The following is a 16,659-nucleotide window of genomic DNA, read 5'->3' on the forward strand; positions in this document are numbered from 1 at the left end:
CCCGGCCGACGACCACCACGACCACCCCGACCACCACCACGACAACAACGACGACGACCACGACCACCACCACGCCGACGACCACCACCACGACCGACCCCGGTGGCGAGACCTGCGCGGTGAAGTCGAAGCCCGCGGGCAAGGTCCTCGTCGGCTACTGGGAGAACTGGGACGGCGCGTCCAACGGCGTGCACCCGCCGTTCGGCTGGACGAGCATCGCCAACCCGGTGATCCGCCAGCACGGCTACAACGTGCTCAACGCCGCCTTCCCGGTGATCCGCTCCGACGGCACCGCGCTGTGGGAAGACGGCATGGACAGCACCGTCAAGGTCTCCACGCCCGCCGAGATGTGCGCGGCCAAGGCGCAGGGCCAGACGATCCTGATGTCGATCGGCGGCGCGACCGCGGGCATCGACCTCAACTCCGCGACCGTGGCGGACAAGTTCGTGGCCACCATCGTGCCGATCCTGAAGAAGTACAACTTCGACGGCATCGACATCGACATCGAGACCGGCCTCGCGGGCTCCGGCAACATCAACACGCCGTCGGCCTCGCAGGCCAACCTGATCCGCATCATCGACGGCGTGCTGGCCCAGATGCCGTCGAACTTCGGCCTGACCATGGCGCCGGAGACCGCGTACGTCACCGGCGGCAGCGTCACCTACGGCTCCATCTGGGGCGCGTACCTGCCGGTCATCAAGAAGTACGCGGACAACGGCAGGCTCTGGTGGCTGAACATGCAGTACTACAACGGGAGCATGTACGGCTGCAGCGGTGACTCCTACCAGGCGGCCACCGTCCAGGGCTTCGTCAAGCAGACCGAGTGCCTCAACCAGGGCCTGGTCATCCAGGGCACCACCATCAAGGTCCCCTACGACAAGCAGGTCCCCGGTCTGCCCGCGCAGCCGGGAGCGGGTGGCGGCTACATGACGCCCGCCCTGGTGTCCCAGGCGTGGAACAGCTTCGGCGGCAACCTCAAGGGTCTGATGACCTGGTCCCTCAACTGGGACGGCTCCAAGAACTGGTCCTTCGGCGACAACGTCAGGTCCCTGCAGGGCCGCTGACCCGTCGACGACGGCGCTGATCCGGGCCCGTCCGGCCACACACCTGAGTGGCCGGGCGGGCCCCTTGCTGTCCCGGGGAGCCCGTTCGACGCCGCACCGACGTGACCGGGGTTCGCCGGTGCCGCGGTGCCGGTCGCGGAGTGGTGACCCGCCAGTAGCGGCCGCGGACCACAAGAGACCGTCCACAGGTTGCCGACGCCGCCGAACTTCACCCGTTCCGCGCAATCGGTGGTGTCTTCCTGCTGCCGAACAGACGAGTCGCCAGTGTCCCCTTCGGCCAGATGGCCGCTCTCGACCGCTGACCGGAAATCCTTGCGCTAAGCCGAAAAGACCAGTGCGATTCCAATCTTGGGAGCAATCGACTTCGGCGTCCTTCATGGATACTTCCGGGGACCGCACGCACGCGGCGAGTCGGCTGGAGGAGAGGGGCGTCGATGGGTGCGGAAGCGCAGACCGGTGGCGTCCGGGATGTCGCTGTGGTGGGCTCCGGCTTGTCCGGGTCGCTCATGGCGGTGTTGCTGGCCAAGCGCGGGTATCGGGTACAGGTGTTCGAACGCCGCCCCGATCCGCGTGTGCGGGGTGGCGACCACGGGCGGTCGATCAACCTGGGACTGTCCCAGCGGGGGATCACCGCGCTGCGGCACGCCGGGCTGCTCGACCGGGTGCTCGCGCACGCCGCCCCCATGCGCGGTCGGGTGGTGCACCTGCCCGATGGCGGCCTCGGCTACCACCCGTACGGCACCACCGATGACCAGATCCTGCGCTCGGTGCTCCGCCACGACCTGAACGTGGTCCTGCTGGACGCCGCCGAGGCCGCGGGCGTGGCGTTGCACTTCGGTGCGCGGCTGGTCGACCTGGACAAGGGCGACCCGGCGGTGACGCTGCGGTTCGAGGACGGCACGGTGGTCGAGGCGGACACCGTGATCGGTGCCGACGGCGCGTTCTCCACCGTGCGGGCACGCATGCAGCGCGGCGAACCCGCCGACTACCACCAGGAGTTCCTGCCCTGGGGCTACAAGGAGCTGTCCATAGCGGCCGGTGCGGTCGGCGACCAGCGCACGGACCCCGAGGCGTTGCACGTGTGGCCCGCCGACGGAGGTCTGGTCGTCGCGCACCCGAACGCCGACCGGTCGCTCACCGGGACGATCTTCCTCCCGCTGACCGGCCCCGACAGCTTCGACACCCTCCGCACCCCCGACGCCGTGCGCGCGCTGGTCACCGAGCGCTTCCCGGACCTGACCGACCTGGTGCCCGACGTCGTGGCGCAGTTCCTCAGCCAGCCGACCGGGCACCTGGTGACCGTGCGCACCGCGCCGTGGCACTGGCGCGGCCGGGTCGTGCTGCTCGGTGACGCCTGCCACGCGGTCTACCCGTTCTACGGGCAGGGGATGAACTCCGCGTTCGAGGACTGCGTGATCCTGGACGGCTGCCTGGACCGCAACCCGGGCGACCACGGCGCGGCGTTCGCCGAGTACCAGGCGATCCGCAAGGCGGACACCGACGTGCTGGCCGACCTGTCGGCGGCGAACTTCGTCGAGCTGCGCGACCGGTTGGCCTCGCCGCTGTTCCTGGCCCGCAAGAAGGCCGACCTCGCGCTCAACCGACTGCTCGGCCGCCGGTGGGTGCCGCTCTACACGATGATCTCGCACACCACGACGCCGTACGCCGAGGCGTTGCGCTTGTCCCGCAGGCAGAACACGACTCTGGCCTGGCTCGCCGGTGCCGCCGCCACCGGTGCGGCCGCCGCGGGAACCCTCTTGCTTCGCCGCTTGTCGCGTCAGGGGAAATGATGCTCACCAGTACCAACGACCCCGAGAGACTCCTGCTCGAGGTCGGCGACATCGAGGACGACCTCCTCCCGCCGGAAGTGGCGCCCTACCGGGCGCAGCTGCGCACCGTCCTGGACTGGGCGCGGCAGTACCTCACCAGGCCGCACGAGAGCCTGGGCCGCAGGGGGAGCGTGTGCCCGTTCGTCCAGTCCTCATTGGACCGGGGACGGTTCTACCTCGCCGTCTACCCCGGTCACCCGGCCAGCCCCGGGGCGGTCGCCGAGGCGGTGCTGCCGTACCGGGACTGGTTCCTGGAACTGGCGCCGACCTCGGCCGGACAGGCCCAGCTCACCACGATCCTGGTGCTGTTCCCGGACTTGCCCACCCAGGACGTCGATCGGATGATCGACGGGTCGCAGGAGGCGCTCAAGACCGACTACGTCGACCGGGGCCTGATGATCGGCGAGTTCCACCAGGGCCCGCCGGACAAGGGCGGGCTGTGGAACCCGGACTTCCGGCCGCTGCGCAGCCCGGTGCCGCTGCTGGCGATCCGGCACATGGTGCCCACCGATTTCCCCTTCCTCACCGGCAACCGCGACCACGCCTCGGCGTACCTGCGCCGGTTCGCGAGCGAGCTGCCCGCGTCCGTCCGCGAGGCGATGGTGCGCGCGCTCGTCCGCGAACAGGTGGCCCTGTGACCTCGATCGCCCCGCAGTCCTTCGCCCAACGGCGGATGTGGTTCCTGGACGCGCTGTACCCGGGCTCACCGCTCTACAACGTCGCGTTCACGGTTCGGGTGCGCGGTCCGCTCGACCTGACGGCGTTGCGCGGCGCGCTCGACGTGCTGGTGGCCAGGCACGACGCGTTGCGCACGGTGTTCGCGGAGAGCGACGGCGAGCCGGTGCAGATCGTGCGGGGGGCTGGTTCCGCGGACGTGACCGTCGTGCCGGTGACCGGCTCGGCCGACGCTGAGCGGCTGATCGACGCTGAAGCACGCCGCCCGTTCGACCTCTCGACCGGCCCGCTGCTACGCGTCCTCGTGCTGCGGCTCGCCGACGACGACCACCACGTCATGATCACGCTGCACCACATCGTCACCGACGGGTGGTCGCAGGCGGTGCTGTTCACCGAACTCAGCGCCGCCTACGCCGCTCTGGTGCGTGGCCACCAGCCCGAGCTGCCGCCACTTCCCTTGACCTACAGCGAGTACACCCGGTGGCAGCTTGAGGAGGCAAAGTCTCCGCTCGGTGAGCTATCACTTGAGTACTGGGTGGACGCGCTGCGGGGAGCGCCCGAACTACTTGCCCTGCCGACGGATCGTCCCCGGCCCGCCACACAGTCGTTTGAGGGAGCTGTCTACCGGAAGGTGATGCCGTCGGCGGCGATCGCGGCGGCGCTGCCTGAACTCGGCGGCACGATGTTCATGGTGCTGCTGGCCGCGTACCAGGCGCTGCTGGCGCGCTACAGCGGCCAGGACGACATCGTGGTCGGCACAGCGGTCAACGGCCGCTCCCGCCCGGACGCCGAACCACTGGTCGGACTGTTCGTCAACACGATCCCGCTGCGCACATCCCTCGCGGGCGACCCGACATTCCGCGAGCTGGTCGCGCGGGTTCGGGACGTGGCACTCGACGGGATGAGCTACGCCGACGTGCCACTGGAGCGGATCGTCGCCGCGGTCACGCCGTCGCGTGGTCAGGGGCACGCCCCGGTGTTCCAGGTCGGGTTCACCGTGACCAACCTCCCTCCCACGGTGCTGGAGTTGGCCGGGGCCGAGGTGTCGGTGCCCGATTTCGTCACCTCCGGCACGGCGAAGGTCGACTTGATGGTCGCCGCCGCCGAGATCGGCGACGAGATGGTCGTGGACATCGAGTACGACGTGGCGCTGTTCGACCGGTCGACCATCGAGGTGTTCGCCGACCGGTTCGCCCGGTTCACCGCCGCCGTGGTGGCCGCACCGGATACCCGGGTGCGCGACATCGATCTGACCACGGATGAGGAACGCATTGTCCCTGGTGGCGCGGACTTCTCACCCGCGCCGCTGGTTCCAGGATTGATCGCCGCGCGGTCGGAGTCGACGCCAGATGCTGTGGCGGTGGTGGACGGGGACCAGGTGCTGACCTATGGCGAGCTGTCCCTCCGGGCCAATGCCTTGGCATGGCGGCTGCGTGAACACGGGGTGGGGCCGGAGACCATTGTGGCACTGGGGTTCTCCGCGAGCGTGGAGGCCATTGTGGCTATTGTCGGGATTCATGCGGCGGGCGGTGCCTATCTGCCGGTCGATCCCTCGCACCCCACGGACCGGTTGGCCGCGCTGCTGGTCGATGCCGCTCCGTCCGTTCTGGTGACCAACTCGCCAGAGGCTTTCCCCGGGTATGCCGGGCCGGTGCTCGCGGTCGATGTCGATGAGGTGGAAACCGCACCACCGAACGACCTTGACCGTGACCACCTCGCCTATGTGATCTACACGTCCGGCTCGACTGGGGCACCCAAGGGTGTCGCGGTGCAGCACGGGACGCTGGCCAACCTCGCGGCCGCCTTCGCGGACGCGCACCCGTTCGGTCCTGCCGACCGCGTGCTGATGATCCCGCCGCTGACGTTCGACGCCTCGGCTGGCGACGTGTTCCCGGCGTTGATCAGCGGGTCGGCGTTGGTGCTGTGCCACGACCCGGCTGCGCTGTCCGGCGCCGATGTGATCCGGCTGTGCGCGGAGCAGGACATCACGATGGTCGACACCGCGGCGCCGTTGTGGCGCAAGTGGACAGACGACCTCATCGCGACCGGTGTTCCCGGCCCGTCGCCGTTGCGCACCATGATGGTCGGTGGGGATGCTGTCGATGTCGCAGCCGTGCGCGACTGGACCGCGTTGACCGGAGTGACCCTTGTCAACCACTACGGCCCCACCGAGGCGACGGTGTGCGCGACCCTGCACGTCGCGGCAGGCGATGAACCCGGGACCCGGTTGCCGATCGGCAAGCCGCTGCCCCACGTGCGCGCCTACGTCCTGGACGACGACCTTCGGCCGGTACTGGCGGGCCTTCCCGGCGAACTGTGCCTCGGCGGCGACACCCTCGCCCGTGGCTATCTCGGGCGAGGTGACCTGACCGCTGACCGGTTCGTCCCAGATCCGTTTGGCCCACCGGGATCGCGGCTGTACCGGACCGGCGACTTGGCCCGGTGGCGCCCGGGTGGCGTGTTGGAGTTTCTGGGGCGGGTCGACCGGCAGGTCAAGATTCGGGGCCACCGCGTCGAACCAGCCGAGATCGAAGCGGCCTGTCGGGTGCACCCGGACGTCGCCGACGCTCTCGTTGTCGCGCGGGCTGACGACCGGGGCGAGGTGGGTCTCGTCGCCTACGTCGTCTCGGACCATCCGGCTGACCTGCGGGCGTTCCTACGCGCGTCGCTACCGGAGTACTTGGTGCCCAGCGAGTTCGTTGGTCTGGCTCAGTTCCCGGTGACGGGGAGTGGGAAACTCGACATGGCGGCCTTGCCGGAGCCAGTACGACAGCCCAAGGCCCTGGTGCGGCCGCGTTCGGCGACTGCCCGAGTACTGGCGGCCGAGTGGTCCGCGCTGCTCGGGGTGGACGCTGTCGGCGAAGACGACGACTTCTTCGCCCTGGGCGGGCATTCCCTGCTGGCCGCGCGGATGATCACCCGGGTCCGGCTCGCGCTCGACATCGACATCCCGTTGCGCGCGGTGTTCGACGCGTCCTCGCTCGGGGAGCTCGCCGCGATCATCGACCGCCAGTCACCCGCCGCCCAGGTCGATCTGTGGGCGGAAGCGGTGCTGCCCGACGACATCCGGCCGACTCCGGGACCTTCCGCGATCGACCGGGCTAGTGCACCCGACACGATTCTGCTGACCGGGGCGACCGGATTCCTCGGTGGCTACCTGCTCGCTGATGCGTTGGCGCACACGACCGCGCGGGTGTACTGCCTGGTGCGCGCTGACTCCGAGGCGGATGCGCTGGCCCGGATCGAACGCGGGCTGCGGACATACGGACTCTGGACGCCGTCGGCCGCCGAGCGAATCGTTCCGGTGCCCGGTGATCTCGGCTCGCCCCGACTTGGCTTGACCGAGGACCGGTTCGACGAGCTCTCGCGCACGGTCGACACGATCATCCACTGTGGTGGAACCGTCCACTTCGCTCAGTCCTACGCGGAACTGAAGTCCGCCAACGTATCCGGCACGATCGAAGTGCTGCGCCTGGCCACCAGGCACGGCGGAATCCCGGTCCACTTCATCTCGACCCTCGGCGTCTACCCGCTGCACCTGCCAGGCACGATCACCGAGGGCGACATCCCGGACGAGCCCGACCAGCTGGAACGCGGCTACGAGCAAACGAAGTGGGTGGCGGACACCCTGGTCCGTGCCGCCGGAGACGCCGGTCTGCCGGTGACTGTCCACCGCCCAGCCCGAGTCACCGGCGACAGCCACACCGGCGCCAGTTCTGGCGCCGACCTGTTCGCCAGCGAACTCCGCGCCGTCACCGGACTGGGCGCCACCCCCGACCTGGACGTCGCCGAGGACATGGCCCCCGTCGACCACGTCGCCTCTGCCATCGGCTGGCTCTCCCGCCAACCCTCGGCCTACGGTCATAACTTCCACTTCTACAACTCGCGCACCATCACCTCCGCCACCATCGCCCAAACCCTCCGCGACCACGGCTACCCAGTCAGTCAGATCCCCTACTCCGACTGGTACGCCACTCTCCAGACCGCCGCAGCCACCTCTCCCGACCCAGCCCTCTCTGCCATCGCCGCGGCCTCCAACCCAACCCCAGACCTCCGCCTCCGCGAGTTCGACTGCACCACAACCGAAACCCGCCTGGCCGCAGCCGACATCATCTGCCCACCAGCCGACCAAGCCCTGCTCCACCGCTACCTGAACCACTTCATCCACGCGGGCCACCTCCCCGCCCCCGAGGTAACCCATGTTCCCTCATAGGCCACGTCTCATCGGTGTCGGAGTCTCGCCCGTTCGACCACGCGTCGGGTCTCTTCAGAGCGACGGCGATCCGGCCTCGGCGGGCTACCCGGAGGTGACCCATGCGCACTGACGGCATCTCCAGGTTCGCCGCTATTTGGGCCGGGCAGCTGGTTTCGATCGCGGGTACTGGGATCACGGGGTTCGTGCTGGGCGTGTGGGTGTTCCAGCTCACCGGGTCGGCCACCAGGTTCGGGCTGATCATGCTGCTGGAGGCGGTGGCCGCGATCGCCGTGGCGCCGGTCGCCGGGATGGTTGTGGACCGGGTCGATCGGCGGGCGGTCCTGGTGGTGTCCGACATCGTGGCGGCAGGGGCCACCGGGGTGCTGCTGGCGCTCGTCGCCGGTGGTCACCTCCAGGTGTGGCACGTCTACCCGATCGCCGTGGTGACCGCGATGTGCGCGACGTTCCGGATGGTCGCGTTCACCACGATGCTGCCGCTCCTGGTGCCCGAGCAGCACCTCGGCCGGGCCAACGGCTTGGCGCAGACGCTCCCGGCGGTGCAGATCGCCGCCCCGCTCGCGGCCGGTGGTCTGCTCGCGGCGGTGGGACTGCGCGGGGTGGTGTTGATAGACCTGTGCACCTACGTCGTGGCGCTCGCGATCACCGTGGTCGTCGGCCTGCCGGAGCGAGCGGTCCGCCCGGACCGTGCCGGGCAGGTGGGGGAGAGCACCTGGGCGGAGCTGACCGGCGGATGGCGGGAGCTGCGCCGCAGACCTGGCCTGCTGCACGTCATGCTGCTGCTCGGCGGCTTCCACCTCGCCGCAGGGATGGCCGGGGTGCTGGTCCAGCCGCTGATCCTGACCTTCGCCGGACCGTCGACGCTCGGCGTGCTGATGTTCGTTGGCGGCGCGGGCATGTTCGCGGGCAGCGCCGTGATGACCGCGTGGGGAGGTCCGGCCCGACGGATGACCGGTGTGCGAACATTCCTCGCGGTAGCCGGGATCGCCCTCGCCCTGCACTCACTCGCCCCGTCGGCGCTGCTCATCGGAGTGCTGGCCCCCGCGTTCCTCTTCACCCTCCCGATCATCACCGGCAGCGCGATGTCCCTGCTGCAGAGCAAGGTCGACCCCGCCGCCCTCGGTCGCGTCATGGCAGGCGCCCGGATGACCGCTCAAGGCGGCACCGCGCTCGGCTTCGCCGCCGCCGGACCACTGGCAGACCTGATCTTCGAGCCCATGCTGGCCCCCGGTGGCGCCCTCGCGGGCTCGATCGGCACCGTGATCGGCACCGGCGACGGCCGAGGCATCGCGCTGATCTTCGCCATCACCGGCATCACCCTCATCGCCCTTGCCGTGTGGGCCACCACTTCCCCCGCCCTCCGCACCGTCGACGACATACCCGACCTGCTGACTACCAACACCGACGAAGGGCTAGCTGATGCTCGACCTGCCGCAGGCTGAACGTCAGGCCTTCACCGAGGGTGCCGCGCCCGCTCCACACCTGGATCTCGTGCACGCGTTGTCCTTCCGCGCTGCCGGAGCGGCTCTGCGCCTGGGTGTGTTCGACCACCTCGGCGACGACCCGCGCCCCGCCGACGCCGTCGCGGCCGCCATCGGGGGTGACCCGCGCGGGGTGCGGGTACTGCTCGACGCGCTCGTCGGGTTCGGCTACGCCAGCCGTGACGACGAGGGCTACCGCGCGACGAAGGCTGCGGCGTGGTTCGGGACCGGCTACCGCTCGGCGTTCTCGTTCTGGCACAGGGTCCTCGTCGACCAGTGGGCCGACCTCGAGAAGTCCATTGTGGATGGCACTCCGCCGCGAGACTTCTATGGCTGGCTCGGCGCCAACAAGGCTGCCCTGGAGGAGTTCCAGTCCATGCTGGGCGAACTCGCCGACGCGGTGGTACCACAAGTGGCGGGTGTCATCCCCACCTCAGCCAAGCGGCTGCTCGACATCGGTGGCGGCCACGCGCGCTACGCGACTGCCTGCTGCCTGGCGAACCCGGATCTCCGAGCCGACATCATCGACCTCCCCGGATCGTTCGATGCCGGTCGTGCTCACGCCGCAGTGGTGGGGGACCGGATCGACTTCCGGGAGACCGACTGGGCGACGGGTGACCTCGGTGCGGACTACGACGTCGTGCTGGTGTTCAACGTGCTGCACTGCCTAAGTCCGGACCGTGCGGAAGACCTCCTTCGCAGGGCGGGTCGGGCGCTGCGGCCAGGCGGGACAATCCTTATCCTGGAAGAGACCGCGGACGTGCCAACCGAAGCGGGTGCGCTCGGTGCCGCGTGGGTGCCCGTGTCGAGCCTGAACCTGTTCCACACGCAGGGTGGCCAGATCTACGGCCGCGACCAGTTCGCCGAATGGTTAGGCGGAGCCGGGTTCGCCGCACCCGACGAGACCCCGATCTCCGCCGCACCGACCTTCACACTGTTCAGCGCCACCAAGGAGACGACCGAAGGTCGGACGCTGAACGCCGCACAGCGGCAGATGCTGGTGTTCGACCGCGTGCGCCCGGATTCCACCTGGTACAACGTGCCGCTCACCGTGCGCATCACCGGGCCGCTTGACGTAGAACGATTGCGGACAGCCCTGCGGCTTTGCTGGCAGTGGCACGAAGCGCTGCGCAGCACCCATGACGGTGATACAGCCACTCTCGGCGCCCTCCCAGTACTGCGGGAGGTGACGGTGCCAGACGAGGCAGCCTTAGCCGAGTTGCGCGAACAGGAACTGCGCACGAGGTTCGACCTGGCCAACGAACCACCGATCCGCGCGACCCTGGCCAAGCTCGCCGACGACGTCCACGAACTTGTCTTGGTCACCCACCACATCGCCACCGACGGCTACTCGCTTACCGTTCTGCGCCAAGACATCCTCGATTGGTACGGCGACCCGTCCCACTCGCCAAGAGCAGGTTACTGGCCGAAGCCCAGTGACGATCACGAGGCCGACCTGGCATTCTGGGCCGAGGCCCTGGCAGACCCGCCAGAGGACATGGCGCTGCCGTTCGCCGCACCCGCCGACCCGTCCCTCGCCGCCGACGTAGTGCCCTTCCACCTCTCCAGCGACGTGACCACCACCGTCCGCGAGATCGCGCGAGCCGGGCGATCCAGCCCGTTCATGGTGCTGCTCACCGCGTTCGGCGTCCTGCTCAACCGCCTGGGTGGCGGCAGCGACATGGTGATCGGCACCCCGGTCGCCGGGCGCGACGACCCGGGCAGCGAGTCGGTGGTCGACTGCCTGGTGAACATGGTCGCACTACGCCTGCGACTGGACGGTGGCGCGACCTGGGCGGAGGCGATGAACACGGTCCGGTCGACCGCCCTGGACGCCTTCGACCACACTGGCGCGCCGTTCAGCGACGTCGTCGATCGGCTGATCGTTTCGAGGTCACCGCACGCGCACCCGGTGTTCCAGGTCGCCTTCGCCGCCCCGCCCTCGGTGGACGGATCGACCACAGTGGATGGAGTGGTTTTCGACTTCGTCTCCGGCACCAGCACCGAGTCGTTGTTCGACATCGAGGTCCAGGTGTTCGACCACGGCGACGACATGGGTGGCTACCTCAAGTTCCGCACAGCCCGGTTCACCCGCGCCCAGATGACCACAGTGCTCGACCAGTTCCGCACCCTGCTCGGCGGGCTCGACCCGGCAGCCCGGTTGTCCGACGCACTGCTCCTCACGCCGCAAGAACGTCATCGCGCAGTGTCCGACTGGAACGACACCGCGACGGACTACCCGCGCGAGAGCACCCTCGTTGAGCTGGTCGAGACGCGAGTGGACGAGCGCCCGGACGCGGTCGCCGCGGTGTACGGCGACGAGGTCCTCACCTACCGCGAACTCGACGAACGTGCCAACCGTCTCGCGGCACTCCTGCGCGAGCGGGGGATCGGGCTGGAGGACCGAGTCGGGATCAGCCTGGGATTCGGCGCCAACTGGGCAGTCTCGGCCCTCGCCGTGCTGAAGGTGGGCGCCGCGTACGTGCCGCTCGACCCCGCCTACCCGGCGGCCAGACTGGATCACATGTGCGCGGACAGCGGCGTCGCGATCATCGTCACCGATGTGGTGTTGCAAGACTCGCTCGCATTCCCAGCCGACCGCGTCGACGCCACCCTGAGCCCGGACACGCTGGCGTACATCATGTACACCTCCGGCTCCACCGGTCAGCCGAAGGGCGTCGGCGTCACCCACCGCAACATCGTCCGGCTGGTGCGCGAGACCGATTACGTCCACTTGGGACCAGATGACGCGGTCGCCCAAGTCTCCACCCTGTCCTTCGACGCGGCCACCTTCGAGCTGTGGGGCCCGCTCTGCGCGGGCGGCCGGATCGTCGGCATCCCCAAGGACGACCTGCTGTCCCCGCCCGAGCTGGCAAAGACCCTGCGGGACAACGATGTCACGCTGATGTTCCTCACGACGGCACTGGCGCGCAGGCTGGCCGCCACATCTCCGGACGCTATCGCTGGTCTGCGCCAACTGCTGACCGGCGGTGAGCGAATGGACGCCGACACCTGGTCACGGTTGCGATCCGTCCCCGGCCTGGCGGTGGCGAACGCCTACGGTCCGACGGAGACAACGACTTTCGCGTTGACCTGGGCCGCCGAAGACCTGGCCCCAGGAGAAGCCGTACCGATTGGCCGACCCATCGCGAACAGCACGGCCTACGTCCTGGACGCCTGCCTCGAACCAGTCGCCCCCGGCATGGTCGGGGAGATCCACCTCGGCGGCGACGGCGTTGCCAGGGGCTACATCAACAGGCCGGATCTGACGGCGGACCGCTTCGTACCCGACCCGTTCGGCGCGCCGGGTTCCCGCCTGTACCGCACCGGCGACCTAGGCAGATACCGACCCGACGGCCTCATCGAGTTCGTCGGCCGCGTCGACCGGCAGGTCAAGATCCGCGGCTTCCGCATCGAGCCGGGCGAGGTGGAGGCGGTGTTGCGGGAGACCGGCCGCGTCGTCGACGTGACCGTCCAGGTGCGTGTCGACGAGGAACTCCTGGTCGGCTACGTCGTGCCCGCGGATCCGGCCGAGTCCATGGCCGACCTACGCGCGTACCTGGCCGGACTGCTCCCGGACCACTTGGTGCCCGCGGTACTCGTCGCGATGAGCGCGCTCCCGCTCACCCAGAACGGAAAACTCGACGTCGCCGCCCTTCCCGACCCGTTCGCGGGCGCACCGACATCGCCTCCAGCCGAGCCGACCACAGAGATCGAGCGGATCGTGCTCGACATCTGGCGCGAGGTCCTCGGCAGCCCCACCATCGGCCTGCACGACGACTTCTTCGCGCTTGGCGGCCATTCGGTGAAGGCAGGCCAGGTGATGGCTCGGATCCGCGCCGAACTGCTCGTTCCCGCGTCCCTGCGCCTGATCTTCGACAACCCGACGGTGGCGGGCCTCGCCGCCGTCTTGCCCGCCCGGAGGAGCTGACGTGGACCACGTGGTCGTGATCAACGACGAGGAGCAGTACTCGATCTGGCCGTCGTCGAAGGAGATCCCCGCCGGCTGGCGCGGTGAGGGCACGGCGGGGACGAGGGACGAGTGCCTCGCTCACATTCGTACGGTGTGGACAGATATGCGTCCCAAGTCCTTGCGTCGCTGAAAGTCTTGCGACCCTATCGCCTACGGGTGTCGCGGCGCGGCGCCAGCTCGCGGCAGGCGATACCTTGCGGTAGGGCGTCGTTGTCGAGAACGGCTCGTCGGCGTCGTTCCAGGGGCACGAGCGGCCACCAGGACCGCGCTGACTGAAGGAGAACCACCTTGGCGGTCCACAGGATGGACAACGTGCTCATCGTTGTCGAGGACCTTGACGCTGCCATCGCGTTCTTCGTCGAACTCGGTCTGGAGCTGGAGGGCAAGGGGTCCATCGAAGGGCGGTGGGTGGAGCGGGTCATCGGGATAGACGACGTCCGGCAGGACATCGCGATGCTACGGACCCCGGACGGTCACGGCCGGATCGAGCTGGCGAAGTTCCACACACCCGCGGCGATCCGGAGCGAACCGACGGACGCACCCGCGAACACCCTGGGCATCCGCCGCATCATGTTCGCCGTCGACAACCTCAATGACGTCGTGACCCGGCTGCGCACCCACGGCGCCGAACTCGTCGGCGAGGTGGCGCGGTTCGAGGACAGCTACCTTCTCTGCTACGTCCGCGGTCCCGAGGGCATCGTCGTCGGACTGGCCGAACAGCTCGGCTGACGCCTCACCCGCACTCCGCGGCACGGCCCAACAACAGGGTCCGCTCCCGCTCGTTGTCGGTCAACGCGGCGGCCCGCTCGAACTCGGCCTTGGCCTCCCCCGGTCGGGCGAGCTTGACCAGCAGATCGGCGCGGACGGCGGGAAGCAGGTGGTACCGGGCCAGCGCACCTCCGCCGACCAGCGCGTCCACCAGTTCCAGCGCGGCGGCCGGGCCCTCGGCCATGCCCACCGCGACGGCCCGGTTCAGCTCGACCACCGGGGACGGCGCGACCTGGGCCAGCACGCCGTACAGGGTCGCGATCTGGCCCCAGTCGGTCTCGTCGGCGGTGCGCGCCCTGGCGTGGCACGCGGCGATCGCGGCCTGCACGGTGTACCGCCCGGCCGCGCCACCCAGCTCGACGGACCGGTCGAGCGCGGCCAGCCCGCGGTGGATCAGCAACTGGTCCCAGCGGCCGCGGTCCTGGTCGAGCAGGGTGACGATCTCGCCGGACGCGTCCGTGCGGGCGCGCAGCCGGGACGCCTGCAGTTCCATCAGCGCGAGCAGCCCGTGCACCTCGGGCTGCTGCGGCGCGAGGGCGGCCAGGACCCGGCCCAGCCGCATCGCCTCGTCGCACAGCGCCGGGCGCAGGAGGTCTGGACCGCCGGTGGCCGAGTAGCCCTCGTTGAACAGCAGGTAGACCACGCCGAGGACGGACGCCAGCCGGGGCGCGAGCTCGGCACCGGTCGGCACCTCGAACGGCACCCGCGCGTCCGCCAGCGTCTTCTTCGCCCGGACGATGCGCTGGGCCATCGTCGGTGTCGGCACGAGGAACGCGCGGGCGATCTCCTCGGTGCGCAGGCCCGCCAGCATCTTCAGGGTCAACGCCGCGCGGGCGGGCGGGGTGAGCACCGGGTGGCAGGCGGTGAACATCAACCGCAGCACGTCGTCCTCGACGTGCTCCTCGACGTCGAACTCCACAGTGGTCTCGAGCGCGCGGCCCAGCTCGGTGACCCGCTGCTCCATCCTGGCCGCGCGCCGGACCCCGTCGACCGCCCGGCGCTTGGCGATCGTCATCAACCAAGCGCCGGGGTTATCCGGAATGCCGGACGTCGGCCACCGCTCGAGCGCGGCGACCAGCGCCTCTTGGGCCAAGTCCTCGGCCAGCCCGACATCCCGGACAACCCGGGCCAAACCCGCGATGAGCCGCGCGGCCTCGATCCGCCAGACCGCGTCAACCGCCCGGTGGGTCGCACGCGTCGGATCAGCTTCGGGCACGCCCCGGACCCAACCGCACCGGACCGACGCGCGCAACCAGCGGGGTCAGTCGCTGTCCCGCTGCTCGGCCCGGTACCGCTCCGCGTCGGCCTGGCCCTGCTCACCGACCCCGTCCATGAACCCCTTCACCTCGTCGGTCGCGATGTCACCGAAGTCCTCGGGCGCGAAGATCCGCCGGATCTCGACCTCCCCGACCAGCCCGGGGGAGGCGTTGGGAGCCCGCTTCACCCACTCGATGGCCTCCTCCAGCGACCCCACCTCCAGGATCGAGTACCCGGCCACCAACTCCTTGGTCTCCGCGAACGGCCCATCCACCACCGTCCGGTCATCCCCGTCGAACAACACCCGCGCCCCCTTAGAACTCGGGTGCAACCCATCAGCGGCGAGCAGGACCCCGGCCCTCACCAGCTCCTCGTTGTACCGCCCCATAGCCACCATCGCCTCGGTGCTCGGCAACACCCCACCCTCAGACTCCACCGTCGCCTTCCCCATAACCATGAACCGCATACCCACGCCTCCACCTCACCTCAGCGCCCAGACCCACCGCCTGAACCACCAACACGTCGCCCAACCGCCCCTAGTTTCGACATCGTCCCCCAAAAAACTTCCAACTTCTTCACGCCCCACCGCCGTCACTCTCGGCGCCCACGCCGACGACTGGTGACGAACGCGTACTCCGCAACCCGCTCAAGCGTGGCCGCTGGCCGACGTGGGCCAGCGGCCACGCTTGGTCACGCGAGGCGGGCGAGGAGCGTCTTGGCGATGACAGGGGCGCTTGCCGGGTTCTGGCCCGTGATCAGCGGACCGTCCTGGACGACGTGGGGCTGCCAGTTGGCGGCCGCCCTGGAGAAGTCGGCGCCGCGCAGGGTGAGGTCGTCCTCCAGGGAGAAGAGCAGGTGGCGGGACAGGTCCAGTTCGTCGTCCTCGGTGTTGGAGAACCCGGTGACCGTGCGGCCCGCGACGTACGGCTTTCCGTTGGGGGCCTTGACATCGCGCAGGATGCCGGGCGCGTGGCAGACCATGGCCACGGGGGTGTCGGCGGCCAGTGCGTGCTCGACCATGCGGATCACCCGGGAATCGGCGGCCAAGTCCCACAGCAGGCCGTAGCCGCCGGGGAAGAACAGCGCGTCGAAGTCGCCGTGGTCGACCGCCGCCAGCGCGGTGGTCTCGCGGATGGCGCGCATCCCGGCCGCGTCGTCGAGGAAACGGTCGGTGTTGGCGGTGGTGAACGGTGCCCGCAGGCTGAGGTGGTCGATGGGTGCCTCGCCGCCCCGGGGCGAGGCGAAGACGACCTGGAAGCCCGCCTCGGTGAACGCGTAGTACGGGGTGGCGACCTCTTCGAACCAGGTGCCGGTCTTCTTGCCGCTGACACCGAGGTCGGCGTGCGAGGACATCGTGATGAGGATTCGCCGTGCTCTGGACACAAGTGCTCCCAACTCT

10 protein-coding genes and 1 pseudogene are annotated in these 16,659 nt (G+C 69.5%); 8 read left to right on the forward strand and 3 right to left on the reverse strand.

The features are described 5' to 3' along the window. Nucleotides 1–104 precede the first annotated feature (104 nt). The 8 genes and pseudogenes from LV79_RS13310 to LV79_RS13345 all read left to right on the forward strand — a co-directional run. A pseudogene (locus LV79_RS13310) lies at nucleotides 105–1,064 on the forward strand (chitinase); the annotation flags it as partial. Nucleotides 1,065–1,498: 434 nt separating this feature from the next. Next, the gene (locus LV79_RS13315) at nucleotides 1,499–2,854 is read left to right on the forward strand and encodes an FAD-dependent oxidoreductase (RefSeq protein ID WP_253835525.1); all 1,356 of its coding nucleotides are present in this window, start codon (nucleotides 1,499–1,501) and stop codon (nucleotides 2,852–2,854) included. Further along, nucleotides 2,854–3,531, forward strand: a complete 678-nt coding sequence (locus tag LV79_RS13320; RefSeq protein WP_253835527.1) for a DUF6875 domain-containing protein — start codon at nucleotides 2,854–2,856, stop codon at nucleotides 3,529–3,531. The genes LV79_RS13315 and LV79_RS13320 overlap by 1 nt, the downstream gene beginning before the upstream one ends. Then, entirely contained in the window at nucleotides 3,528–7,781 is a 4,254-nt protein-coding gene (locus tag LV79_RS34445; RefSeq protein ID WP_253835529.1) for a non-ribosomal peptide synthetase, read from the forward strand. Before LV79_RS13320 ends, LV79_RS34445 begins: the two co-directional genes overlap by 4 nt. A 101-nt stretch (nucleotides 7,782–7,882) precedes the next feature. Next, nucleotides 7,883–9,223, forward strand: a complete 1,341-nt coding sequence (locus tag LV79_RS13330) for an MFS transporter (RefSeq protein ID WP_253835531.1) — start codon at nucleotides 7,883–7,885, stop codon at nucleotides 9,221–9,223. Beyond that, entirely contained in the window at nucleotides 9,201–13,193 is a 3,993-nt protein-coding gene (locus LV79_RS13335; protein ID WP_253835533.1) for a non-ribosomal peptide synthetase, read from the forward strand. Before LV79_RS13330 ends, LV79_RS13335 begins: the two co-directional genes overlap by 23 nt. A 1-nt stretch (nucleotide 13,194) precedes the next feature. Next, nucleotides 13,195–13,365: an MbtH family protein gene (locus LV79_RS13340; protein ID WP_253835541.1), complete on the forward strand. Its 171-nt coding sequence runs from the start codon at nucleotides 13,195–13,197 to the stop codon at nucleotides 13,363–13,365. Between the two features lie 158 nt (nucleotides 13,366–13,523). After that, nucleotides 13,524–13,964, forward strand: coding sequence for a VOC family protein (locus tag LV79_RS13345; protein WP_253835544.1), 441 nt, complete (start codon nucleotides 13,524–13,526; stop codon nucleotides 13,962–13,964). A 4-nt stretch (nucleotides 13,965–13,968) separates the two neighbouring features. Here LV79_RS13345 and LV79_RS13350 read toward each other — a convergent pair whose 3' ends face one another. The 3 genes from LV79_RS13350 to LV79_RS13360 all read right to left on the reverse strand — a co-directional run bounded on the left by LV79_RS13350 (nucleotide 13,969) and on the right by LV79_RS13360 (nucleotide 16,643). Further along, a complete protein-coding gene (locus LV79_RS13350) occupies nucleotides 13,969–15,219 on the reverse strand; it encodes an RNA polymerase sigma factor (RefSeq protein ID WP_253835546.1) in 1,251 nt (416 codons plus the stop codon). A 45-nt stretch (nucleotides 15,220–15,264) separates the two neighbouring features. Further along, nucleotides 15,265–15,726, reverse strand: a complete 462-nt coding sequence (locus LV79_RS13355) for a YciI family protein (RefSeq protein ID WP_253835548.1) — start codon at nucleotides 15,724–15,726, stop codon at nucleotides 15,265–15,267. 224 nt (nucleotides 15,727–15,950) lie between these two features. Then, nucleotides 15,951–16,643: a type 1 glutamine amidotransferase domain-containing protein gene (locus tag LV79_RS13360; protein WP_253835550.1), complete on the reverse strand. Its 693-nt coding sequence runs from the start codon at nucleotides 16,641–16,643 to the stop codon at nucleotides 15,951–15,953. Nucleotides 16,644–16,659 lie beyond the last annotated feature (16 nt).

The sequence above is a fragment of the Actinokineospora globicatena genome, assembly GCF_024171945.1.
In the GTDB taxonomy this organism is placed as follows: Bacteria; Actinomycetota; Actinomycetes; order Mycobacteriales; family Pseudonocardiaceae; genus Actinokineospora; species Actinokineospora globicatena.

Bases quoted from the DNA above. Each gene is read 5' to 3' on its own strand.
- LV79_RS13315 (WP_253835525.1), top strand. From the start codon at position 1,499: ATGGGTGCGGAAGCGCAGACCGGTGGCGTCCGGGATGTCGCTGTGGTG.
- LV79_RS13320 (WP_253835527.1), top strand. From the start codon at position 2,854: ATGCTCACCAGTACCAACGACCCCGAGAGACTCCTGCTCGAGGTCGGC.
- LV79_RS13330 (WP_253835531.1), top strand. From the start codon at position 7,883: ATGCGCACTGACGGCATCTCCAGGTTCGCCGCTATTTGGGCCGGGCAG.
- LV79_RS13335 (WP_253835533.1), top strand. From the start codon at position 9,201: ATGCTCGACCTGCCGCAGGCTGAACGTCAGGCCTTCACCGAGGGTGCC.
- LV79_RS13355 (WP_253835548.1), bottom strand. From the start codon at position 15,726: ATGCGGTTCATGGTTATGGGGAAGGCGACGGTGGAGTCTGAGGGTGGG.